Annotated in this window: 21 protein-coding genes; 5 read left to right on the forward strand and 16 right to left on the reverse strand. The window is 42.0% G+C overall.

From position 1 onward, the window contains the following. Positions 1 to 175: 175 nt before the first annotated feature. The 3 genes from FTT76_RS03800 to FTT76_RS03810 all read right to left on the reverse strand — a co-directional run bounded on the left by FTT76_RS03800 (position 176) and on the right by FTT76_RS03810 (position 1,738). The gene (locus FTT76_RS03800; RefSeq protein ID WP_078189726.1) at positions 176 to 418 is read right to left on the reverse strand and encodes a DUF2789 family protein; all 243 of its coding nucleotides are present in this window, start codon (positions 416 to 418) and stop codon (positions 176 to 178) included. A 96-nt stretch (positions 419 to 514) separates the two neighbouring features. After that, complete coding sequence (locus tag FTT76_RS03805; RefSeq protein WP_180190063.1) at positions 515 to 988, reverse strand: DUF2628 domain-containing protein; 474 nt, start codon at positions 986 to 988, stop codon at positions 515 to 517. A 93-nt stretch (positions 989 to 1,081) separates the two neighbouring features. Next, positions 1,082 to 1,738, reverse strand: a complete 657-nt coding sequence (locus FTT76_RS03810; protein WP_078189728.1) for an HAD family phosphatase — start codon at positions 1,736 to 1,738, stop codon at positions 1,082 to 1,084. A gap of 181 nt (positions 1,739 to 1,919) precedes the next feature. Between FTT76_RS03810 and FTT76_RS03815 the strand changes: the two genes are divergently transcribed. Together FTT76_RS03815 and ptsP are read left to right on the forward strand one after the other, a co-directional pair. After that, positions 1,920 to 2,399 carry an RNA pyrophosphohydrolase gene (locus tag FTT76_RS03815; RefSeq protein WP_078189729.1) on the forward strand — a complete coding sequence of 160 codons (480 nt, stop codon included), beginning with the start codon at positions 1,920 to 1,922 and terminating at the stop codon, positions 2,397 to 2,399. Between the two features lie 77 nt (positions 2,400 to 2,476). After that, a complete protein-coding gene (gene ptsP / locus FTT76_RS03820; RefSeq protein ID WP_180190064.1) occupies positions 2,477 to 4,771 on the forward strand; it encodes a phosphoenolpyruvate--protein phosphotransferase in 2,295 nt (764 codons plus the stop codon). A gap of 1 nt (position 4,772) precedes the next feature. Here ptsP and FTT76_RS03825 read toward each other — a convergent pair whose 3' ends face one another. Next, positions 4,773 to 4,958, reverse strand: coding sequence for a hypothetical protein (locus FTT76_RS03825; RefSeq protein ID WP_180190065.1), 186 nt, complete (start codon positions 4,956 to 4,958; stop codon positions 4,773 to 4,775). Between the two features lie 194 nt (positions 4,959 to 5,152). Then, positions 5,153 to 6,814, reverse strand: coding sequence for an acyl-CoA dehydrogenase family protein (locus tag FTT76_RS03830; RefSeq protein WP_180190066.1), 1,662 nt, complete (start codon positions 6,812 to 6,814; stop codon positions 5,153 to 5,155). A gap of 91 nt (positions 6,815 to 6,905) precedes the next feature. Here FTT76_RS03830 and FTT76_RS03835 point away from each other — a divergent pair, with 91 nt between their 5' ends. Continuing rightward, on the forward strand, positions 6,906 to 7,514 hold the full coding sequence (locus FTT76_RS03835) for a TetR/AcrR family transcriptional regulator (RefSeq protein WP_180002945.1): 609 nt from the start codon (positions 6,906 to 6,908) through the stop codon (positions 7,512 to 7,514). A gap of 204 nt (positions 7,515 to 7,718) precedes the next feature. On the opposite strand, the gene FTT76_RS17795 is transcribed toward FTT76_RS03835, so the two are convergent. Both FTT76_RS17795 and FTT76_RS17800 read right to left on the reverse strand, forming a co-directional pair. Next, positions 7,719 to 7,898, reverse strand: a complete 180-nt coding sequence (locus FTT76_RS17795; RefSeq protein WP_180026622.1) for a hypothetical protein — start codon at positions 7,896 to 7,898, stop codon at positions 7,719 to 7,721. Positions 7,899 to 8,109: 211 nt separating this feature from the next. Further along, on the reverse strand, positions 8,110 to 8,400 hold the full coding sequence (locus FTT76_RS17800; protein WP_180190067.1) for a hypothetical protein: 291 nt from the start codon (positions 8,398 to 8,400) through the stop codon (positions 8,110 to 8,112). Positions 8,401 to 9,426: 1,026 nt separating this feature from the next. Here FTT76_RS17800 and FTT76_RS03850 point away from each other — a divergent pair. Continuing rightward, positions 9,427 to 10,947, forward strand: a complete 1,521-nt coding sequence (locus tag FTT76_RS03850; RefSeq protein ID WP_111884100.1) for a catalase — start codon at positions 9,427 to 9,429, stop codon at positions 10,945 to 10,947. 81 nt (positions 10,948 to 11,028) lie between these two features. Here FTT76_RS03850 and FTT76_RS03855 read toward each other — a convergent pair whose 3' ends face one another. The 9 genes from FTT76_RS03855 to hcaE all read right to left on the reverse strand — a co-directional run bounded on the left by FTT76_RS03855 (position 11,029) and on the right by hcaE (position 19,958). Continuing rightward, positions 11,029 to 12,084 (reverse strand): MBL fold metallo-hydrolase, encoded by a 1,056-nt coding sequence (locus FTT76_RS03855; protein ID WP_180190068.1) that lies wholly within the window; start codon positions 12,082 to 12,084, stop codon positions 11,029 to 11,031. Positions 12,085 to 12,144: 60 nt separating this feature from the next. Next, positions 12,145 to 13,086 (reverse strand): cation diffusion facilitator family transporter, encoded by a 942-nt coding sequence (locus FTT76_RS03860; RefSeq protein WP_078192768.1) that lies wholly within the window; start codon positions 13,084 to 13,086, stop codon positions 12,145 to 12,147. 251 nt (positions 13,087 to 13,337) lie between these two features. Then, positions 13,338 to 14,219 carry a DMT family transporter gene (locus FTT76_RS03865; RefSeq protein WP_180190069.1) on the reverse strand — a complete coding sequence of 294 codons (882 nt, stop codon included), beginning with the start codon at positions 14,217 to 14,219 and terminating at the stop codon, positions 13,338 to 13,340. 434 nt (positions 14,220 to 14,653) lie between these two features. Beyond that, positions 14,654 to 15,889: a 3-phenylpropionate/cinnamic acid dioxygenase ferredoxin--NAD(+) reductase subunit gene (hcaD, locus tag FTT76_RS03870; protein WP_180007136.1), complete on the reverse strand. Its 1,236-nt coding sequence runs from the start codon at positions 15,887 to 15,889 to the stop codon at positions 14,654 to 14,656. A gap of 11 nt (positions 15,890 to 15,900) precedes the next feature. Continuing rightward, positions 15,901 to 16,863 (reverse strand): 3-carboxyethylcatechol 2,3-dioxygenase, encoded by a 963-nt coding sequence (locus tag FTT76_RS03875; protein WP_180065704.1) that lies wholly within the window; start codon positions 16,861 to 16,863, stop codon positions 15,901 to 15,903. Between the two features lie 65 nt (positions 16,864 to 16,928). After that, a complete protein-coding gene (gene hcaB, locus FTT76_RS03880) occupies positions 16,929 to 17,747 on the reverse strand; it encodes a 3-phenylpropionate-dihydrodiol/cinnamic acid-dihydrodiol dehydrogenase (RefSeq protein ID WP_067763930.1) in 819 nt (272 codons plus the stop codon). A gap of 2 nt (positions 17,748 to 17,749) precedes the next feature. Then, the gene (gene hcaC / locus FTT76_RS03885) at positions 17,750 to 18,076 is read right to left on the reverse strand and encodes a 3-phenylpropionate/cinnamic acid dioxygenase ferredoxin subunit (RefSeq protein WP_067763933.1); all 327 of its coding nucleotides are present in this window, start codon (positions 18,074 to 18,076) and stop codon (positions 17,750 to 17,752) included. Then, positions 18,076 to 18,594 (reverse strand): 3-phenylpropionate/cinnamic acid dioxygenase subunit beta, encoded by a 519-nt coding sequence (hcaF, locus tag FTT76_RS03890; RefSeq protein ID WP_180048817.1) that lies wholly within the window; start codon positions 18,592 to 18,594, stop codon positions 18,076 to 18,078. The genes hcaC and hcaF overlap by 1 nt, the downstream gene beginning before the upstream one ends. Further along, positions 18,591 to 19,958, reverse strand: a complete 1,368-nt coding sequence (hcaE, locus tag FTT76_RS03895) for a 3-phenylpropionate/cinnamic acid dioxygenase subunit alpha (RefSeq protein WP_067763943.1) — start codon at positions 19,956 to 19,958, stop codon at positions 18,591 to 18,593. Before hcaE ends, hcaF begins: the two co-directional genes overlap by 4 nt. A 278-nt stretch (positions 19,959 to 20,236) precedes the next feature. Here hcaE and hcaR point away from each other — a divergent pair, with 278 nt between their 5' ends. Continuing rightward, a complete protein-coding gene (gene hcaR, locus FTT76_RS03900; protein WP_180002937.1) occupies positions 20,237 to 21,142 on the forward strand; it encodes a DNA-binding transcriptional regulator HcaR in 906 nt (301 codons plus the stop codon). Positions 21,143 to 21,514: the final 372 nt, after the last annotated feature.

Here is a 21,514-nt window from a genome sequence, read left to right on the forward strand (position 1 = left end):
ATTCAGTTATTAATCAAGCCACCGTTATGGTGGCTTTTTTATTGATCTGTTTGAGCGTTTAGCAAAAGTGAATGATTTTCTATATGTTGAATGATCGCTTAAATTTCTTTTGCATTAAAAATGGGATCACCTTTTTCAGCCGATCCCATTAAATACCAAGGCAGACCCGTCAGTTTTACTTCGTCAACGAATCTTCATGTAATGATTCATTCAATTGATCGACAATAATCGCCCATTCACCATCTGACTTAATTTTTTCGGCCAAGAACTGGCGCTGAGCATCTGTCCAATAATCTGCTTCGGTAATTTTAGTTTGGGCACTGAGTTGATGCGTCACGATAAATAAAGCAATCGCGTCTTCACTCGAATCTAAACCCAGTTGTTCAAATAGATGAGTCATGCGTGGACGTACACTCATTGTCATTCTCCGTGTTAAAACTTATTGTTTATGGATACAAAATTATTCTGTTTTAAGGATATAACACGGAACGGACACGCACTCAATTACAGAATTCTACAGCGGTGAAAATTGAATAAAAGGCAAACTGAGCATAATCATCACGACCGATTGAATAAATACCAACAATAAAGGCAGCCCCCAGTTCACTCCGCCTTCTTCAGCAAACACCTGCTCACTATATTTCGGCTGCTGCATATAGGCTTTGGTCTTTTGCACAGCAAAATCGCTATAAAGCCGCTTTCCGATCCCTGCGAGTACGGCGTTAGGAATCAATGACAGCCCCATCAAGACCTGTTCAGGCACACCGATGATGAGCGCCAACATGCTAATCAAAAAACCAACCGCAAAGAATAAGAAGAAATAGCGATACATCTTCCGATAGAGTAACCAATAGGGCCCAAAAATTAACCCCGCCCAACTCAGGCCACTGTGCTGTCCACCTTGTTGTTCTATGAACATTAAATAAGATTGAGCACGTGGCCCTATAAAAATTTGAATTAAATGTTTAAAAGAAGTTTCTGTCTGCATATGGAGCGATAGTTCAAATAAGTGAGCCGAAGTTTAATCAAAAGAACGTCAAATAAAAAAGCATCTCAAGATGCTTTTTTTTCATGTTCATCTTTAGGCTTGAATTGACCAGTCTTGAATGTCCCAACCTTGTTCTTTTGCTAGGACTTCTAAACGGTCATCTGGGTTAATTGCAAAGGCATGATCGGCATATTCCAATAGGAAGCGGTCATTAATCGAATCTGAATAGGCCCAAGATTCTGTCACATCACGACCTTCTAACCATTGATTCAAACGGACTAATTTGCCTTTTTGATAGCACGGAGTATTGATCACTTTACCCGTATATTTACCATCCACAACTTCGGCATTGGTTGCAATGATTTCAGTAATACCAAATTCACGAAAAATCGGTGCGGTAATAAAATCAGACGTTGCGGTGATCCCGACCAATTGATGCCCTGCATCTTGATGGCGCTGAATGGCAGCAAAGCCCTCTGGACGCATTTGCGCACGAATGACTTTTTTCATAAACAACTGATGTAACTCAGTTAAGTAGGCATTGTCATGTTGAGTTAAAAACTCAAATACAAATTCGTTATAAGCAATCGGGTCAAGCTGGCCTTTTTTATAATCATCATAAAATTTATCATTCATGGCACGATGATGAATTGGATCAACCAAGCCTTCATTGACCAAAAACTCCCCCCAAGAATGGTCTGAGTCGGTATTTAATAAGGTGTGATCAAGGTCAAACAGTGCCAATTTCATGAAAATACTCGTAAAAGCTGAAATTTAAGAAAAAAATTGTAAATCTATCTCCGCTAGTCGATAGAAATTCGTTAAGATCATAACAATTTTAACATTTTTACACTTTGCTTTTTCGAGATGGACACAGAAATAAACGTCCCCGTGAGCAAAGTCATAAATTACACAATATTTAGGTAGCCAAATGATCGATTCAGAAGGTTTCCGACCCAACGTCGGGATCATTTTGGCAAACGACATTGGACAAGTTTTATGGGCAAAGCGCATTGGTCACAATGCCTGGCAATTTCCACAAGGAGGTATCCAACATGGAGAAACCCCCGAACAGGCACTTTACCGTGAGCTGAGAGAAGAAGTTGGCTTACTGCCCGAACACGTCCAGGTGATAGCACAAACCCAAGGGTGGTTGCGCTATCGTTTGCCACATCGGTATATACGTACGGATTCAGACCCCGTTTGTATTGGTCAAAAACAAAAGTGGTTTTTATTAAAACTGACGGCTTCGGCACAGCATATTCAGCTGGATTTGTCAGACCCACCAGAGTTTGATCAATGGCAATGGGTCAGCTATTGGTACCCTTTGGGTCAAGTGGTGAATTTTAAACGCGATGTATATCGTAAAGCCATGGTGGAGCTGTGCAATCAGCTTCCGCAAAAACCGTAAAAATTTGCAGAATGGATGCAGATTTTTAGGATGAGTGTTGTTATAAATAAAGCAGAATAAATTTTGGAGCAGACACGATGTCGAACATGCAACTGGATACCTTAAGACGCATAGTCCAAGAGATTAATGCGTCGGCCAGTTTGCATGAATCTTTAGACATTATGGTCAATCAAGTGGCCGAAGCCATGCATGTGGATGTCTGCTCAATCTACTTGCTTGATGAACGAAATCATCGTTATTTACTGATGGCTTCTAAGGGTTTAAACCCTGAAGCCGTTGGGCATGTCTCTTTGCATACCAGTGAGGGTTTGGTCGGCTTAGTTGGACAACGTGAAGAAATCGTCAACTTAGACAATGCACCGAAGCATGAACGCTTTATGTATCTGCCAGAAACGGGGGAAGAAATTTACAATTCCTTCCTCGGGGTTCCGGTGATGTATCGCCGTAAAGTTATGGGCGTCTTGGTGGTTCAAAACAAAGAGCCTCAAGACTTTAGCGAAGCTGCCGAATCTTTCCTCGTGACCCTGTGCGCTCAACTTTCAGGGGTGATTGCCCATGCACATGCCGTCGGGAATATTGAAGTCTTTCGTAAACCAAACAACCTCCCTGCCTATAAAACTTTCCAAGGTATTTCAGGTTCAGGCGGTATTGCGCTAGGTCGTGCAGTCATCCTGTATCCACCTGCTGATTTGGCTTCAGTCCCCGATCGTGAAGCCGATGACATCAGTGAAGAACTCGAATTACTCGACAATGCCATAGACGCAGTTCGTCAAGAAATTTTGTCTCTCGATGAAAAGATGCAAGATGCCCTCATGGCCGAAGAGCGGGCATTATTTAGCGTGTTCTTGCGGATGCTCGATGCCAATGCCCTCCCCGCGGAAATCAAAAGTGAAATTCGTGACGGTAACTGGGCACAAGGTTCGGTACGCATTGTTATTGATAAACACATTGCGCTCTTTGCACAGATGGAAGATGACTATCTCCGCGAACGTGTTTCAGACTTAAAAGATCTAGGGCGTCGTATCTTGGCCTTTTTGCAAGAAGCAGATGCCAGTCACCGTGAAATCACCGATGAAAGCATTTTAATTGGTGAGGAAATTTCTACGGCTGCCTTGGTTGAACTCCCTGTCGATAAAATAGCGGCGATTGTAACCACTGAAGGTGCCATGAACTCACACATGGTGATTGTGGCACGTGCCCTCGGTATTCCAACCGTAGTCGGTGTGACTGAACTACCAATTAATACCCTCGATGATGTCGAAATGATTGTCGATGCACATCAAGGTCGTGTATTCATCAATCCACCTCGTCGTTTACGCACACGTTATAAAGAGATTCAAAAAGAAGAAGAGCAAATTGCTAAAGATCTGAAGCAATACGAAACCAAAGATGCCATCACCCCTGATGGTGTTGCAGTTCGATTGTTTGTAAATACTGGCTTGATGATCGATGTGGTTCGCGGTGTACAACGTGGCGCCAAAGGTGTCGGTCTATACCGTTCTGAAATTCCGTTTATGCTGCGTGATCGCTTCCCTGGTGAAGAAGAACAGCGCGCTATTTATCGTCAACAGCTGAGTCATTTTGCCAATAAACCAGTGGTGATGCGTACCCTCGATATTGGTGCAGATAAAGACCTGCCTTATTTCTCGATTGAAGAAGAAAACTCAGCACTGGGTTGGCGTGGAATTCGCTTTACTCTCGATCATCCTGAGATTTTTTCAGCCCAAATTCGTGCCATGCTCAAAGCCAGTATTGGCCTGAACAACTTGCATATTTTGCTGCCGATGGTGACCAGTGTCAGCGAAGTCGAAGAAGCGTTGTATTTGCTTGATCGTGACTGGCAAGCGGTGCAAGAAGAAGAACAGGTGAAGATTACCAAACCCAAAATCGGCATCATGGTCGAAGTGCCGAGTGTGCTGTTACAGATCGATGAGTTTGCTGAATTGGTTGACTTCTTCTCGGTCGGATCAAACGATTTAACCCAATATTTACTTGCGGTTGACCGTAATAACCCACGTGTTGCCAATGTCTATTCACACTCACACCCAGCCGTACTTCGTGCGCTGACTCGTTTGGTGCAAGAATGTCATAAATACGACAAGCCGATTAGTATTTGTGGGGAAATGGCTGGTGATCCACTCACCGCTATTTTATTGATGGCAATGGGCTTTAATACCCTATCGATGAGTTCGAGTAATATCCTGAAAGTTCGTAAAGCCATCTGCCATGTGCCGATGCCAGATGCAAAAGAGCTCTTGGATCGTGCCTTAAGCATGAATAATCCACTGATGGTGAAAAGCTTAATGGAGTATTACTTTAAGACTCATGGTCTAGGTGATATGGTGAAATCAGCGACACGAATAGTCAGTTAAATTATAAAAATACAGACCAATAAAAAGGGAGATAGTCATTTGAGTATCTCCCTTTTTTGTGCTTGTCATAGCCACGTTTCGCATTTTTCTTTCGATCTACAAAAGTTTGGCTTTTGTTAAAATTGTTCATGTGTTTTGCCACAAAGTTGCGAACTTCAACTTCAGGCAGGACTTTTTTCTTTGCCATTTGCATTCACCTTTTGCCTATACAGCACCTTCGTGCTGTAGTGCATATATTGGTCTATTTTTAGATTTTTTCAAGCACTTTCCTATGACTTTTTGATACAGCTTAGTTAGTCTCAAGGCCATAAAAACTTTGCTTTGCCACATTATTTCCCTCTCCCTAACCCTCTCCCATTGAGAGACGGAAATACGTTGTATTTAGCTTGCAAAAGCCCTTTCCAGCAAACGCTCTACATCGACCATTTTGGCATCCAACATCCCCACCACTTGCCCGTGTTTAGCGCTATAACGGCTTTGAATAAAACCATTTGCTACATAATCAGGCGCATAGCGTTTCAATAACACCGCTTGTGCAAGTACCGTTAAACGACTGACCAAACTGCGCCCCATAAATTGTAAATCTTCAGGCGATTGATGGAACAACCTGAACAAGTCCTGCAATTCTGTTTGCAAGCTTTCATCTGTACTTGCTGTACTGGCCAAATCTTTAAACAGCACCTCAATAGATTCAGGATCACGCCCAATCGCGCGCAGCACATCTAGGCACATAACATTGCCTGAACCTTCCCAAATGGTATTCACAGGTGCTTCTTTAAAAATGCGCGCCATGATGCCGTTATCGACATAGCCATTACCACCAAAGACTTCCATCATCTCACCAGTTAGTTCGACTGCACGTTTACAAATCCAAAACTTAGCTGCAGGGGTCATAATGCGTTTCCATGCCACAGACAAGGCATCATCTGATTCATAGCACTGCGCCAAATGGAAACTGAGCTGCGTCGCTGCTTCACTCTCTAAAGCCAAATCTGCCAAAACTGCACGCATTAAGGGTTGTTCAATCAAATGTTTACCAAAAGCCTGACGCTGACGAGTATAGGCAATGCATTGCACCAAAGCTTGACGCAGCATGGCGCTCGAACCGACCGAACAGGTCAGACGGGTATAATTCGCCATTTCAATAATGGTTGGAATGCCACGCCCTGCCTCACCAATCATAATGCCCCATGCATTTTTGAATTCGACTTCCGAGCTTGAATTACTGCGGTTACCGACTTTTTCTTTTAGGCGTTGCACCTGAATATTATTCTTCGTGCCATCTTCCAACCAACGCGGCACAAAGAAACAAGCCAAGCCATCTTGTTCGGTTTTTGCCACCACCAAATGCGCATCACACATCGGTGCAGAGAAAAACCATTTATGCCCCGTGAGTAAATAAGCTTTGCCTCGTCCTGTTTCTGCCACAGGCACAGCTATAGTTTCATTAGCACGTACATCTGAACCGCCCTGCTTTTCGGTCATGCCCATACCGAGCCAAATCGACTTTTTCTGCGCAATCGGTACATCGCGTTCATCATATTCAGTCGATAGTAGTTTCTCGCCAATTTTCGCCCATAGTTCAGGTTCGCGCTGAATGAGTGGAATACTGCCGAGCGTCATTGAATTTGGACATAAATTGCCGCACTCGACCTGACCTGCTAAATAAAAACGTGCTGCCCACTCCACCCATTTTGCCTTGGAATTTGGCTGATTAAATGGATGTGCATGGGTATCAAACTGGCGGTTGAGTCCCATCCATTTATGCCATGAAGGATGAAACTCGATAAAGTCAGTACGGCGGCCTCGCGCATCGAAGGCATGTAAAATTGGGGTATGTTTGTTGGCTAAAGCCCCATGCTGAAAGTATTCACTCGAACCTGCCACTTTGCCCATTTCGCATAAGATCGGCTGATCGTGGCTGCCATAGCGCTTTAAGATTTCATGTAAAACCGTATCGCTTGAAAATAGATTGTAGTTTTCCAGTTCATCAAATTGGTTGCTGATTTGATGCGTCATCCATGTCTGTTCTAATGTATTCATCGTCTATATTTTCCGCTTGTTCTTGTTGGCTTTTCATTTCAGTATAGAGAAAATTTAAAGCATAGACGTTCGGTTTTCCGCGCTTAAAAATATGAAGCATTCAGCCATTCAAATACGGCGTAAGCCACGTCAATCACGTGCCAAACTGACGCAAGAAGCCTTACAGGACAGTTTTGTTCGGCTTTTGCATGAGCGTCCTGCCAGCCAAATTACCATTCGGGAAATTACCGACCTTGCAGGCGTGGGCTTGGGAACGTTCTATGAATATTTTTCTAAAAAGGAAGATTTGATTGCGCTAACCATTCATTTACATGTGAAACACAATGCGGAAAGCTTAAAAAGTTATGCACATAGCTTGATCAAGTTATCCACAGATTTGAAGTTTCAGACGTATTTAGAGCGAATTATTCATTTTCAAATTGAGCAAATTCAAGCACAGCAGTTTTTATGGTCACAGGTGTTTTTGTTAGAACGGCAGATTTCAGATATTGAAAGTTACCGTAAGAGTTATGCCATGATGGTGCAAATGTGGCGCAGTATGCTTGAGCCATTTATACAGGATGATGAACAGCTCAAACAGATGGCTTTAAATATGCAGCGGGTGTGTTATGGCTTTGTGTCGCAAACTTTATTGATTGAGCCTGATTTTGGGGAGTGGGATGAATTAAAGCGAGATATAATTCATATGTTGCGCGATTAGACTTCGCGGACAAGTCTAATGATGTTTCAAATGCATCGGTGAATAAAATAAAGTCATGTTATTTACAAAAAATCGGCTCTTAAACCAGTTATTTTAGATATTTAGGAAATTCATTTTTACGGTAGAAGAAAATCATTCATCACTTGTTTCATCCGTCAATAAAAGTGCTTTAGAAGTTAAGCTTTTATTGCCAGCTTACTTGTCTCATTTATACGCCTTTGCAATGCTGGCCAGTTGTAAGCTCTTTAAAAATTCAGCCGTATATTTTGGACTATGGCCTAATGCACCACGATGATCGCCATTTGGGATCGCCTGATAGACTACTGGTAATTTTTTATTTGCACACTTTTTGGTAATAACTTTGAGTACCAAGGTGATCGACAAATGGTCTGCGGCGCCTTAAACAAACATCAGTGTTACGGTTAGGGTCATATATTCAATCGACTGACGTTTTAAATAGCTTGGGGATGGCCTTAAGTCTGAATTTTTTAAAAGATTGGCTGAGGTGCTTGTTTTAACTCAGTTTGTAGTTCTGACAAACAGCGTTTACGGGCCTGATTTAGTAAAGACTGCATATCTGGACTAACCTGTTGATCTACATTGATCGATCTGCTTCGGCTGCTCCCAACAACACGATGGGGAAAAATGCCGCTACATTGGTATCTGGATTTGGATTGGTTTCTACGTATTCAGCAATACATTCATATTGATAACCATCCGGTGCCAAGGGTATTGCAGCTTTAAGATTCAATTCAAGCGCATCTTTTTGCCCCTGAGCTGCAACCGCAATAGCAGCTGCACCACCTTGACTATGCCCCATCACCATCCAGTCTTTATTAAATTGCTTCGGCTTCCAAGAATGCAGTGCATGGACAGAATCCACCAAATTATAAACTTAACTGACTACATTCATATAAGGGTGTAGTTTTGGCTTACCCAGTCCTTGATAATCTGTTGCAACCACTACATAGCCATGCCTCAAACAACTGTCGATTGCACCATCTATGACTAGTTGCAAACTATATACAGGCCCATTGTATAATCACTTGAAGGAGCACTTGTATCAGCCACACAGTCGTGCCATGTGCTCATGCCAATACGGTCCAGTCTTGTTTAAGTGCTTATCCTTTTGGGAGTAAAATATATCCCGAGGTCAAAATGGGTTCGCCATTAACCCCCTCAACTACGATATGCGATCACGTAAGGTTGCCTAGTATGTTGATATGATGTAGGAATCGATTCAAGCTGGAGTGACAACACCTGACCTGACAACAATAAAGATAGGTGTGCCAACCATCGCCCCATAAAGAATTTATTTACAATTTTCTAAATCAACTTAGACCACTTGCCAATATTTCTTCAGCTGTATTTTTAGCTTATTTTAAGTATTAAATAATGTCTTTAATGTTGAAAAACTCTCCAATATTAATAGCTCAAAAATGTCTTTCATTAACTAGAATCAGCTAAAAAACCTATATTAAGGCCAAAATCCATAATAAAAATATGGGTTTAAATATTTCGTCCTGTTCTACCTATCATAGCGATATATTTGAGTTTAATTCATCGATAAAATGTTAAAACAAATATATAAACAAATAATTTAAATTCAACAACTTGATTCATCGAATTAACCATTTATTCAAAACTATTTTTCCATTTGTAAAAAGCCACAGAAAGCTTTAGAGTCAATAAGTATATAAAGATTTTTAAGCTTTTAACGGCTACAGTTTTATGACTTCTCTTCGATTGATTGCTGCTTGAAAAATTTTAGAATGAGAGAAAAACTGTTGTCACATTGTCACTTTAAAATGAATTAACAAAACGGTTAATGTCATGTGCTGTTGAGCGTGTTATCAATTGAAAGGTTATAACTCCCAACTTTAATACATGATTATAATAATGGAGATACTCAATGAGCGACGACGTTAAAAAATGTCCTGTCACCCACCTAACAACTGATGCTGGTGCTCCTGTTGTAGACAACCAGAACAGTATGACGGCAGGTGCACGTGGTCCTTTACTTGCCCAAGACCTATGGCTTAATGAAAAACTCGGTAATTTCGTTCGTGAAGTAATTCCAGAGCGTCGTATGCATGCCAAAGGTTCTGGTGCTTTCGGTACGTTTACCGTGACTAACGATATTACCCAATATACCCGCGCTAAAATTTTCTCAGAAGTTGGTAAAAAAACTGAACTTTTTGCTCGTTTCTCTACCGTAGCGGGTGAGCGTGGTGCTGCAGATGCAGAACGCGATATTCGTGGTTTTGCCCTTAAATTCTATACTGAAGAAGGTAATTGGGATTTAGTTGGTAATAACACACCTGTCTTCTTCCTACGTGATGCTCGTAAATTCCCTGACTTAAATAAAGCAGTGAAACGCGATCCTAAAACCAATAAGCGTAGTGCAACTAATAACTGGGATTTCTGGACTTTACTTCCTGAAGCTCTACACCAAGTTACTATTGTGATGTCTGACCGCGGTATTCCAGATGGTTACCGTCATATGCATGGTTTTGGTAGCCATACTTTCAGTTTTATTAATGCCAATAATGAACGCTTCTGGGTTAAATTCCACATGCGCACTCAACAAGGCATTAAAAACTTAACCGATGCTGAAGCTGAAGCGATTATTGCCAAAGACCGTGAAAGCTCACAAACCGATCTGTTCAATGCAATTGAACGCGGCGATTTTCCAAAATGGAAAATGTACGTTCAAATTATGCCTGAACTTGATGCAGAAAAAGTACCTTATCACCCATTTGATTTAACCAAAGTATGGCCTAAAGGCGACTATCCGTTGATTGAAGTGGGTGAATTCGAACTCAACCGTAATCCTGAAAACTATTTCCAAGATGTTGAACAAGCCGCTTTTGCACCAAGTAACTTGGTGCCGGGCATTAGCTTCTCACCTGACCGTATGCTGCAAGCGCGTTTATTCAACTATGCTGATGCTGCACGTTATCGCGTGGGTGTAAACCATTACCAAATTCCTGTAAATGCACCACGTTGCCCTGTTCACTCGAACCGTCGTGATGGTCAAGGCCGTATGGATGGTAACTATGGTGCAACACCGCATTATGAACCAAACAGCTTCAGCCAATGGCAAGAGCAACCACAATACAAAGAACCACCATTGAAAATTACTGGTGATGCTGACTTGTGGGATTATCGTGAAGATGACAGCGACTATTTCAGTCAACCACGTGCATTATTCAACTTAATGAATGATGAACAAAAACAAGCATTGTTTAACAACACTGCTGGCGCAATGGGCGATGCACTCGACTTCATCAAATACCGTCATATCCGTAACTGTTACGCATGTGATCCAGCTTATGGTGAAGGTGTTGCAAAAGCATTAGGCTTAACTGTAGCGGATGCGCAAGCTGCTCGTGCTACTGATCCAGCTCAAGGTAATCCTGGCTTGCTTTAAGTTTTATCTTTGAATAAAAAACCACCTTTTAAGGTGGTTTTTTCTTGGCATTAAATATTCCAATTACCTTCTAATTAATCCTTAAACAATCAGTTTTTTGCCTTCATGCATGGTCAAAAATGGATTCATTAACTTTGACGTTTTACGCATGGCTTGATGTAAGTCATGCTCCGGCTGATCTCTAGCTTCATCGGTCAACTGAAAAGTCCGATAATGCATGGCCAATGAACATTTAGACTGTAAGTCTTTATGCGCTTGAAAAGCCTCTTCGGGATTCATATGCAAATATTTCATTAAACGACGTGGCTCATAAGCCCCAATCGGCAATAACGCCACACGCGGTGCGCCTAAGCGTGTATGAATTTGCTTGAAATGTGCGGCATAACCGGTATCACCTGCAAAGAAAAAATGCCCTGTGCTATGTACGATAGAAAACCCGCCCCATAAGGCATGATTTTGATCGCGCCATCCACGCCCTGAGCCATGCTGTGCCGGCGTATAGACGATGCGTAAATCTTCAAACATTTCCGATTGCCACCAATCGAGTTCGATGACATTGAAATGTGTTGGCAAATAATAAGCGTTACCTAAACCGGTATAAATCGGCATGACAAATTGTTCATGCAACCAGTTTAGACTTGCCAAATCCATGTGATCATAATGGTTATGACTCAGTAAAACCCCATGAATGGTGGGTAATTCTTCTAAAGCAATGCCTGCAGGACACGCGCGTCGTGGTCCAGTCCCCTGACGTGGGCCTGCATACTCCGCCCACACAGGATCGGTCAAAAAATTATATGGACCAATTTGAATCAAAACCGTAGCATGCCCGACAAACCATACCAACCAATCATCCATTTTAGCCAAAGGTCGATTTTGCGGAATGCTACGCGAAGAGGCAAAAAACTGTTGGTATTCTTGCTCACGATCTACTTTCCACGTGTCGCTTTTACGCGTCATGATCCATTTCAGCATATCTTTACGCGTAAACGGATCTGGATTTCGAATGGTATTAAAGAATTTTTCCCCATTAAAATGGTCGGTTGCCAGATAATCAAATACAGGCTTCGTCCACGTATGTTTCATACAGCGTTCAGTACTGATTTGAAATTGTGCTGATTGAGTTTTTTGATTCATGTGTATTTAAAATTCATTCACTGTGCTGACAAACCATGCAAAGTATTTAACCTCGCAGACCTACTGATCAAGACGACCTTTCATGCGCTCAAGCCAAACCTTCCGAGATTGAGGCTTGACAAAGAGTGCCACAATTTCAGGATGAAGCTGTTTAATTTGTGCTTCAATTCTGTTGACACAAGCTTCGATATCATCTGACGTTAAATTATCTTTAAATTCAAGACTCAAAGATGCCAAAACTTGATGTGCCCCCATCTGCTCTGTTAACACCCCATTGGCAGAATGCACCGCAGGATCTTGCTCTGCCACCATCAAGACATTATGCCTCAACTGCGGGTCTGCGGTTTCCCCCATAAGCAATCCTTTAGTCTCACGTGCAAGTAAAATTGCTGAAATAGCGAGTACAACCCCAATTAGAATTGATGCCAGACCATCAAGCATTGGCATATTCAGCGCGTGTGATAAATAGATACCGATCAGGGCAATAAACAGACCAATCAGCGCTGCTGAATCTTCAAATAACACGGTAAATGTCGTCGGATCTTTACTGCGTCGAAATGCTTCAAAATAGCCCTGTTTCCCTTTGATTTTACGAAATGCTTTCAATGCCACAAACCAAGAGGTCCCTTCACACAAAATCGCAATACCTAATACGATATAGTTAATCATCGGATTTTGCATTTCTTCGGGGTGATAAATATGACTAATCCCTTGATAAATCGACACGATCGCACCCAAAGCAAAGACCATCAACGCCACAATAAAAGCCCAAAAATACAGCTCTCTCCCATAGCCAAACGGATGGCGTGCATTTGCTGGCTGCTGCGATTTTTTCATACCGTAGAGCAGTAAGATTTCATTTAAAGTATCAACCACAGAGTGAATAGCTTCACTCAACATGGCCGAACTATTCGTGATATAGGCAGCGACAAACTTCACCAGTGCAATCGCTAAATTGCCGAAGAGCGCTGCATATACCACGATTTTGTTAGATTCAGACATTTAAAATTGTCCTAAATTTATTTTTATCAAACAGATCTATTTGATTTTATAACTCATTCCATAGTACTCAAACTGACTGTAGCTGTTGTTTGTTATTTTGTTGTTTTTACACCAACTGTCGATTGTTTCGACAATGCCATCATGTTCCATGTGAAACACGCTCTTTAGCGCAAAGGTATAGAAAAAAAAGGAAGCCGCAGCTTCCTTATAATTCTGTAGATGTACACGGTTCAACGTACTTTATTAAAATATTACTCGCGCCACTCTTTCCAAAAGTACATCACAATACCAAACATCACGACCACGATTCCAACAAAGGCATTGGAGCTAATATGTTCACTGTTCAACGTCGCTCCCAAAACCAATGCTATGACAGGTGTCATAACATTACTGAGTGACACCGTTGATGCCGCCAAACGTTTGATCAGCCAGAAGTAACACAGCATTGCCACAATAGATGACATGATCATGGTAAAGACAAAACCTATCATGGCACGGCCACTTGGCAATTCGGTTGGAAAATGCTGCCAGATAAAAGGAATGATGAGTACCGAACCCAAGGCAGAAACAATCAGAGAACCTGTTGCCTGAGACATTGGCTTTAACGGTGCATTAATCTGCTTCACCCAAAAAATCGAACTAATATACGACACCATGCTGATTAGCATCAGTACAACGCCAATTGGATTGACTTTGCTATCAGCAGAATCTGCAAAGACAAAAGTTAGACCACCCACTGCAACCGCCATGCCCAACCACTGCAAAGCGACCAATTTATGTGTTTTTAAAATTACATGCCCAATCAAACCGGCAATTAAGGGTGAAAAACCAAAAATCAGTGCCATTAAACCAGAGGTGAGATAATTGGCTGCGAGATAAATAAACAACTGTGCGCCAATCAAATTCAAACTCCCTGCCACATAACTTTTTAATGAGGTTTCATCAAACGGCAAAGGATCACGCATCAATTTCAACAGAAACAGCGCAATAATAGATGCGCCGAAGTAACGGATAATCAACACCCACATCGGATGTATTTCCTGCACACTCCACACAATCGCGAGCGGCGTCGTCGCCCAAATCAGTACCAAAAGAGCATATATACTTGCCGTCAGCGGCAGTGAAGATTTCATTTCATTCTCAAATTTGATTGTTCTAACGACTTAACCTGAAACCCACTATTCAGATCTGGAACTACTCGTAAGACCATTAACTAATAAAGTTTAAGACCAATTATTGTTCTCCCCTTTATCAACTAAATTGGAGGCGGTATGAATGCCACCCGATCGTTTGGGGTATAAGGACTTCTCCTCAAACGATCAATAATCTCCCCTAGCCCCTCTTTAAAAAAGAGAGGGAACCATCCAAACGAAATCCATTCTTCACAAAGACTACTCCCTCCTTTGAAAAAGGAGGGCTGGGAGGATTAAAACCGTTGAATAGATCTATATAAGCTAAAACTGTATACATGGACTACAAAAATAGCTTTATAAGTGCGATGCTAAAACTAAAGACATAAAAAAACAGACCTACGTTACCGCAAGTCTGCTCCTCTTAGACATTCAGCTTACTTTACAAGTTTACGTAAATCTTGGCTTAAATCTAAATATTTATCCGCTTCAAACGCCGCATTCTTGCTAATCAATTTTTTCAAATGACGCATCTCTTTTGCAGCATTCACCGTAATACCACCAACAATGACACCGTCAGTTACACCAAACAATACAAATGAAGACTCAGCCGCCAATTCAGGTTTAATTTCACCACGAACGATCCATTCGCTTGCAGCCATATCACCTACAAATTGATAGTTGATATTCAATTGATCTGTCCAGAACCACGCTGGATTTGGGGTTGGATGTTCTACATCCATTACATGACGAGCAAAGATACCTGCTTGCAAGTTCGCATTTTCCCATGTTTCCACGCGGCGGTGGTTACCACAGTCACGAAGCTGAGTCGCAACGTCACCCGCTGCATAAATATCTGGATGCGAAGTTTGGCAGTTATTATTCACTTTAATGGCAAAATCAACGTCTAAACCTGCATCAACCGCAAGTTGAGCATTTGGCACAATGCCAATACCATAGATCACTGCATCGGCACGAAGTTCTTCACCGCCTTCAAGCGTGATCACTACTTCTTCGCCATCAAGCTTACAGTCAGCAATAGAAGTCGAAAGACGAACATCTACACCTGCAAGACGTTGCTGTGCCAATAAGAATTCACTTAAAACACGTGGAGATGAACGACCCATGACCATCGGACCCATTTCAATCACGGTCACGATACAGTCTTTAGAACGTGCTGAAGATGCAAGCTCAAGACCAATCACACCACCGCCGATCAATACAATACGGCGACCCGCTTGTAATACAGGCACCAATGCTTGTGAATCTTCAAGGTTACGTAAGGTATAAACGTGTTTACCCAAAGCATCGAAATTCGGTAAACGGCGTGCTGCACCACCGGTTGCTAGAAGCAACTTGTCAAATGCAACAATTTCGCCATTTTTCAGTTCAACTGTTTTCGCATCGCTATGGATTTTCACAACGCCATTGCCACGAATATGTTCAACACCGAGTTCTGCCAATTTTTCTTCTGACAGAATTTCGATTTTGGTCTCTTCAGGTTTTAGAATTACGTCTTTAGACAAAGGCGGACGTTCATAAGGAAGATGTGTTTCATCACCCACCAAAATGATTTTGCCTTCATACTTGTTCGCACGGAGTTCTAAAATGGCGCTAGCACCAGCTTGACCAGCTCCAACAATAACGATGGTTTCGATACCATTTTGGCTCATGGGTTTGTTCCTTATTTCAATTCTGCAGATACGATGCCGAAGCCCGCAATCCACTCACTAATATCTTCGTAGCAATGTGTTGTCATGTCGTATTCGCCCACTTCATGTAGTGCAGCAAAAGCAGCCATCCAAGAACGAACTTCTTGACCGCCACGACCGCCTTCAACACGAATTTCAGCTTCAGTCATCGCTTCAATGGCAGCAAAGTCAGCTTTGGCGAAAGTATCAAGCAATGCACGATCCCATTCTGGGTTTAAAGGCACTGCGACAGAAGTATCACCCGCTGCGAGTTTTTGACCGACAGCAATGATTTTGCCTTGACGTGTATTACGTGCCTCTTCAGTTGGATTACGACCTGCAATCAGGAACTCTTCCACTTCTGGTGGAACTGAACCCATTTGCGGCGTTGGTGGATCATGAGACAAACCACCTGTACCCAAAACAAGTACACGTTCATTCTCTAAGTTCAATGATTTAATGAACTGACCGACTGCACGACCCAAAGCGACTGTACGCTTGGTTGTTGGCATCGGTGCAGCAGCACCATTGATAAAAATTGGAATCGTTGGATAACGATCAAGCTTGCCACCACATAGGAAATGTAATGGTTGAGTCACGCCATGATCTGCTTGCATACGGTATGAGTACGCAACATCAACACCTTCATCCAACACACGACGTACTAAATTCACTGCAGTTTCTTCAGGTACGTTGATGTGATCATTGTCTTTACCATAATCCCAATCACCTGCTGCTTTGGCACGAATACCGACGCAGAAAGATGGCATGAGGTCATAGAAGAAACCATTGAAATGGTCTGGACCAAAAGTAATGATCAATGTTGGATTATAGTCTTCAACTTCTTTAGCGAGTTTGGCAAAAGTTTCGCGAACTTTTTCCTCTTTGTATTTCTCTTGCGGAGAAGCGAATTCCATTAGGGGACTGTGCGATGCACAAATAAGTTTAACGGCCATGGGTGACTCCTAAACGGAAGGCAGCCAAGACGGCTGCCGAGTAAGTCCTTTACGTATTTGGCGAATTAAATCTCGTCAAAGAAGCCAGCACGTGGTTGTCGTAAACCACGGATACCCAGACCACATTCAGCATTAATTAAAACACCAGTTAATGGGCGGTTGTTTTGACGAGAAGCCAATAACACGTATGAACCAGTCATATCTTCAGGTTCGGGTAAGAAATTGAGCGGCATGCCGCGTGCAATCTTCTCAGGATCGCGTGCATCGAGTAGACCGAGGTTTTCTTGGCCTAAAGAAGCAGCACCTTTGATGTTTACATTCATACCCGACGGAGCAACAGCGTTCACTCGTACTTTAGGCGCAAGCTCGTAGGCTAATTCTTTCATGATCCCAACGCCAGCATGCTTAGACGCTGTGTATACAGGGCCTCCGCCTGCCGAATACAGTGCTGAGTTAGACAAAGTAAATATGATAGAACCTTCCGAAGCTATCAATGCATCAAGTGCAGCTTTGGCACCTAAGATGAGAGATTTGGTGTTAATACCCATAATCTCATCAAAAGCTTTTTCCAGCTGTTCACCCGATGTATTGACGATATCTGCGTAATGATCCCAGATACCTGCGTTTCCGACGAAACAGTCAAGTTTGCCATAATGTTCTACAGTTGCTTGAACTGCACGAACATTATCCTCATAGCTGGCTACATCTCCTGCGATCGCAAGCACGCGGTCACCAAAATGTTCTTTCAATGCATCAACTTTCGATTGAGAACGTTGAAGAACGGCAACTTTTGCACCTTCTTCTAAGAAACGTTCAACCAATGCCCAGCCTAAGCCTGAACCACCACCGGTAATAAGTGCAACTTCGCCTTGTAGCCAACCCATGATTACTCTCCTGCCATCTCTACGTATAAAGCACCATCTTCAACAATCACAGGGAATGTCTTGATAGGATCTGTTGCTGGTAAGCATAATGCTTGACCAGTTTTCAAACAGAATCGAGCCGAATGAAGTGGACATTCAACAGTGCCATCATCTTCAAGGTAACCTTCAGACATTGAAGCATTACCATGTGAACAACGGTCGTTCATCGCGAAAAATTCGCCATTGTTGTTGAATACTGCAAGCGCATCGATACCGTTAACGCCGCAATCTACTTTCAATGCTTCGCCTTCGTCTAATTCGTCAACTTGGCAAACAAAAATCTTATTCATTAGAAGAACACGCTCAGGTTATGTGAGTTGTAAGTCACCTGATCAAGGGTAATCTTACGGTTGAAGATTTCGAAACCTTGCTCAGTGTCGACTTTGCGGATCTTGTCGTGACGCTTACCACAGTAGATTGTTACATCTTTCTCTTTCTGGGTACGGTACAACAAGTACGTTACGTAAACGTCGTATTCGCCTTCAACTTCAGTCGCTTCAACAATCATATTTGAAACCATGTGTGTTGTACGTGAAGGAGGTTCTTCAGCCCAAGCCATACCTGTCTCTAAACGAGCTACACGGCGTTCCAACAAATCTTTTGTATCGTTAAATACCCAAGTTGTTGGCGGCTCAATCGAACGACGACGGTCACGTGTTTGCGCGTTTGGTGTTGTGCGTAACGTATAAGAAATATCTTCAGCTAATACAGCTAACCAATCGCGGAACTTCCAATCGTCAAGCAATTTTGCTTCACGATAAAGAAACTGACTAATTTGGTGATGGAGTTCTAAACTAATTTGACTCATTTCATAAGCTCCTTCTCATATTCGTCAGCCGCAGCTTCAACGTCTTCCCATTTTTCATGAATCAATAGGTCAGCCCAACGACGGTACATACCACGTGCAGCTGTTTCTGAGAAAATGTAGTTGGTGATACCAGGGATACCATCTTCACGTACTTTCTCGTTACCTTTACCCATTTCCATAATTAATTTGTTTTGACGGGCTTTATAACCACGTAAAACTTTTTGAATTTCAATCCAGTTCTCAGAGTCATCTTGCTCAAGGAAACCAGCAGGACCGAATGCACGTGTTGCAGAACGTTCGAATGCTTCTTTCACTTCTTGAGATGCTTCAGCGTCTGCAATACAGAATGCCCACACTTCAGTTTTGTTTGGACCACGTGGGTGCCATACACGAAGCGTTGCAGTACCGTTCAACCAAGACAATGTTGGGAACATGGTGTTATGACCAGCAAGACGAAGTGCACGTACTTCACCAAGGCGCTCTTTCACTTCATCAAATGTTTCACGGAAGTAGTTCGCCACTTCACCATCTACCCAAACGTTTGCATCTGGTTTTTCAGTAAAGAAGAAGCCTGAACCATGACCGCGTGAACCATATTGAATCGCGTCTTTCGCAGTTTCCCAAACAGGACGAGCAGTTTGTGCAGCACCTAATTTCTTAGATGATTCGTCATCTGGTTTTGCACCCAATACTTGGATTGCAGATGCGTGAGAGAACAATGCGTGATATTGGTCAGATGCGAACTGTTCAGCTGCAAATTTCCAGTTACACTCGATTTCCCACTTGTGTACACCACCGATAATTTCTGTACCACCTGGACGACGGTCAAGAACACCATCTAAGTACCAAGCGATATCGCCCATGTATTCTTCTAGGTCAGGTGTAGTTTCATCCCAACAAGCGAATACTAAGCCTTTGTATGATTTAACACGGTTAACTTCAACAAGACCCCATTTCTCTTTGCAAGCACCGTGCGGGAACGCGCGGTCTTCAAGTGGAATATCTTTTAAAGAACCGTCAATGCCGTAAGACCAGCCGTGGTACGGGCAAGTAAATGCACGTGTATTACCACAGTCTGCGAAACTCACACGCATAGAGCGGTGACGACATTGGTTTAAGAATGCTTTGATTGAGCCATCTTTTTGACGTGCCACGATGATTGGATCTTCACCCATATAGGTATTGAAGAAATCGCCGGCTTTAGGAATTTGGCTCTCATGGCATAGGAATAACCATGTACGACCGAACACACGTTCTAATTCAAGTTCGTAGATGTCTGGATCTGTATAGATAGATGGCGTGATACGTCCATTTTGTGCATCGACTAAAGCATCGATTTCGCGCACATCAATTTTTCCACTCATGAAAAGCTCTCCTGTGACCATAAGGCACAAAGTAATAGACTCAACTTTTCAACGATGATGGATTTTAGAGCGATATTCGGGAAATATTTATTTTGTTTTAATTAAGAGATTTTATGGATTATTACGGTAGATTTTTTTTATAGCATTTTTTTTAAATTGCCGAGAACACCATTTATTTCGTGAATGGTAAAATAATCTTCACGCAATAGTTGTTTATAGATTATACTGAACGGACTTCTAAGTAAGACATTTTTTGGATTACTCCACGGGTTGATTATATGGAATTACGACACTTACGCTACTTTATTACTGTCGCTGAAGAACTCAATTTCAGTAAAGCTGCGTTAAAACTTTATACTGCTCAACCTTCTTTAAGCCAACAAATTAAAGATCTTGAAGAAGATGTCGGCGTAAAATTGTTGCACCGGACTAAACGTAAAGTTGAGCTCACAGAAGAAGGTGCCGTATTTCTAGAACAAGCACGTTTGACACTAGCTCAAGCAGACAAGGCCGTGGCGATGGCACGTCAGGTTTCACAAGCCAAGCAACAGATGCTGCGCATTGGTTTTGTCCCTGTCGCAGAGATGAAAATCTTCCCTTATGTACTACCTAATCTACGTGTTCAGAACCCAGAACTCAAAATTGAATTACTCAGTTTAAATAACCGTGATCAGATGAAATTACTGCAAAAAGGTGAACTGGACATCACTTTTACCCGCAATAACTTCCACAGCGACGAAATTGAAAGTCAGTTTGTACTGCGTGAACCGCTGATCTTTATTTTACCCAAAGATCACCCTTTAGCGAAGTACGAGCGCATTCCAGTTAAAGCATTGAATGGGATTGATTTTATCATTCCTGCACGTGAACAATCTGGCACGTTGCATGAAGCCATTTTGGACTTTGCTTCGACCCATGATATTCAATTTAATATCGTGCAAAAAGCCGACAATATCCTGTTTAACATTAACTCCATCGGCATGGGCTTAGGCTGCACGATCCTACCGGGATACATCGCGCCATTGACCATGAACAATACTGTGATTCGTCCTTTAGATGTCGAATTACCGTATCTAGACCTGTACGTAAGTTACCGAAAAACGGCGAGTTCTGTGGCTGTAGATAAATTCCTTGAACTGCTAACCAAAGTTTTTTATCTCGATATCAATCGCGAACAGCGTTAATTTTCGCCAAGTCATAATTTATAGATATAGCACCATTATTTTTGAAATAAATAATGGTGCTTTTTTTATGGCTAAAAAGTCGCTTTTTTAATCGTTTAAATGTTTTAATCGACGCATTTTATCTATCAAGCATATCGATTTGATGGAAAATAACTTATAAATTTTAGTTTAGACATTGATAAAAATTGCTAAAAATAGCCGATTTACAACTTAAGTCTAATAAATAATTCCCCTTCCCCAACCATTTAGATGAGCTTATTTTATGCCTTTTTACTGATTTAGACCCTATACTGCCGCCTCATTAATGAGAATAATACTCATTTAAAATATTTCTGTCAAAAGATTTATATAAAAAAAAGGATGGTAAAACCA

This window comes from Acinetobacter sp. YH01009 (assembly GCF_013420765.1).
Classification (GTDB): domain Bacteria; phylum Pseudomonadota; class Gammaproteobacteria; order Pseudomonadales; family Moraxellaceae; genus Acinetobacter; species Acinetobacter amyesii.

Excerpts from the sequence above, each read along its gene's own strand:
- FTT76_RS03800 (WP_078189726.1), bottom strand. The coding sequence starts at position 418 with ATGAGTGTACGTCCACGCATGACTCATCTATTTGAACAACTGGGTTTA.
- FTT76_RS03805 (WP_180190063.1), bottom strand. The coding sequence starts at position 988 with ATGCAGACAGAAACTTCTTTTAAACATTTAATTCAAATTTTTATAGGG.
- FTT76_RS03810 (WP_078189728.1), bottom strand. The coding sequence starts at position 1,738 with ATGAAATTGGCACTGTTTGACCTTGATCACACCTTATTAAATACCGAC.
- FTT76_RS03815 (WP_078189729.1), top strand. The coding sequence starts at position 1,920 with ATGATCGATTCAGAAGGTTTCCGACCCAACGTCGGGATCATTTTGGCA.
- ptsP (WP_180190064.1), top strand. The coding sequence starts at position 2,477 with ATGTCGAACATGCAACTGGATACCTTAAGACGCATAGTCCAAGAGATT.
- FTT76_RS03825 (WP_180190065.1), bottom strand. The coding sequence starts at position 4,958 with ATGGCAAAGAAAAAAGTCCTGCCTGAAGTTGAAGTTCGCAACTTTGTG.
- FTT76_RS03830 (WP_180190066.1), bottom strand. The coding sequence starts at position 6,814 with ATGAATACATTAGAACAGACATGGATGACGCATCAAATCAGCAACCAA.
- FTT76_RS03835 (WP_180002945.1), top strand. The coding sequence starts at position 6,906 with ATGAAGCATTCAGCCATTCAAATACGGCGTAAGCCACGTCAATCACGT.
- FTT76_RS03850 (WP_111884100.1), top strand. The coding sequence starts at position 9,427 with ATGAGCGACGACGTTAAAAAATGTCCTGTCACCCACCTAACAACTGAT.
- FTT76_RS03855 (WP_180190068.1), bottom strand. The coding sequence starts at position 12,084 with ATGAATCAAAAAACTCAATCAGCACAATTTCAAATCAGTACTGAACGC.
- FTT76_RS03860 (WP_078192768.1), bottom strand. The coding sequence starts at position 13,086 with ATGTCTGAATCTAACAAAATCGTGGTATATGCAGCGCTCTTCGGCAAT.
- FTT76_RS03865 (WP_180190069.1), bottom strand. The coding sequence starts at position 14,219 with ATGAAATCTTCACTGCCGCTGACGGCAAGTATATATGCTCTTTTGGTA.
- hcaD (WP_180007136.1), bottom strand. The coding sequence starts at position 15,889 with ATGAGCCAAAATGGTATCGAAACCATCGTTATTGTTGGAGCTGGTCAA.
- FTT76_RS03875 (WP_180065704.1), bottom strand. The coding sequence starts at position 16,863 with ATGGCCGTTAAACTTATTTGTGCATCGCACAGTCCCCTAATGGAATTC.
- hcaB (WP_067763930.1), bottom strand. The coding sequence starts at position 17,747 with ATGGGTTGGCTACAAGGCGAAGTTGCACTTATTACCGGTGGTGGTTCA.
- hcaC (WP_067763933.1), bottom strand. The coding sequence starts at position 18,076 with ATGAATAAGATTTTTGTTTGCCAAGTTGACGAATTAGACGAAGGCGAA.
- hcaF (WP_180048817.1), bottom strand. The coding sequence starts at position 18,594 with ATGAGTCAAATTAGTTTAGAACTCCATCACCAAATTAGTCAGTTTCTT.
- hcaE (WP_067763943.1), bottom strand. The coding sequence starts at position 19,958 with ATGAGTGGAAAAATTGATGTGCGCGAAATCGATGCTTTAGTCGATGCA.
- hcaR (WP_180002937.1), top strand. The coding sequence starts at position 20,237 with ATGGAATTACGACACTTACGCTACTTTATTACTGTCGCTGAAGAACTC.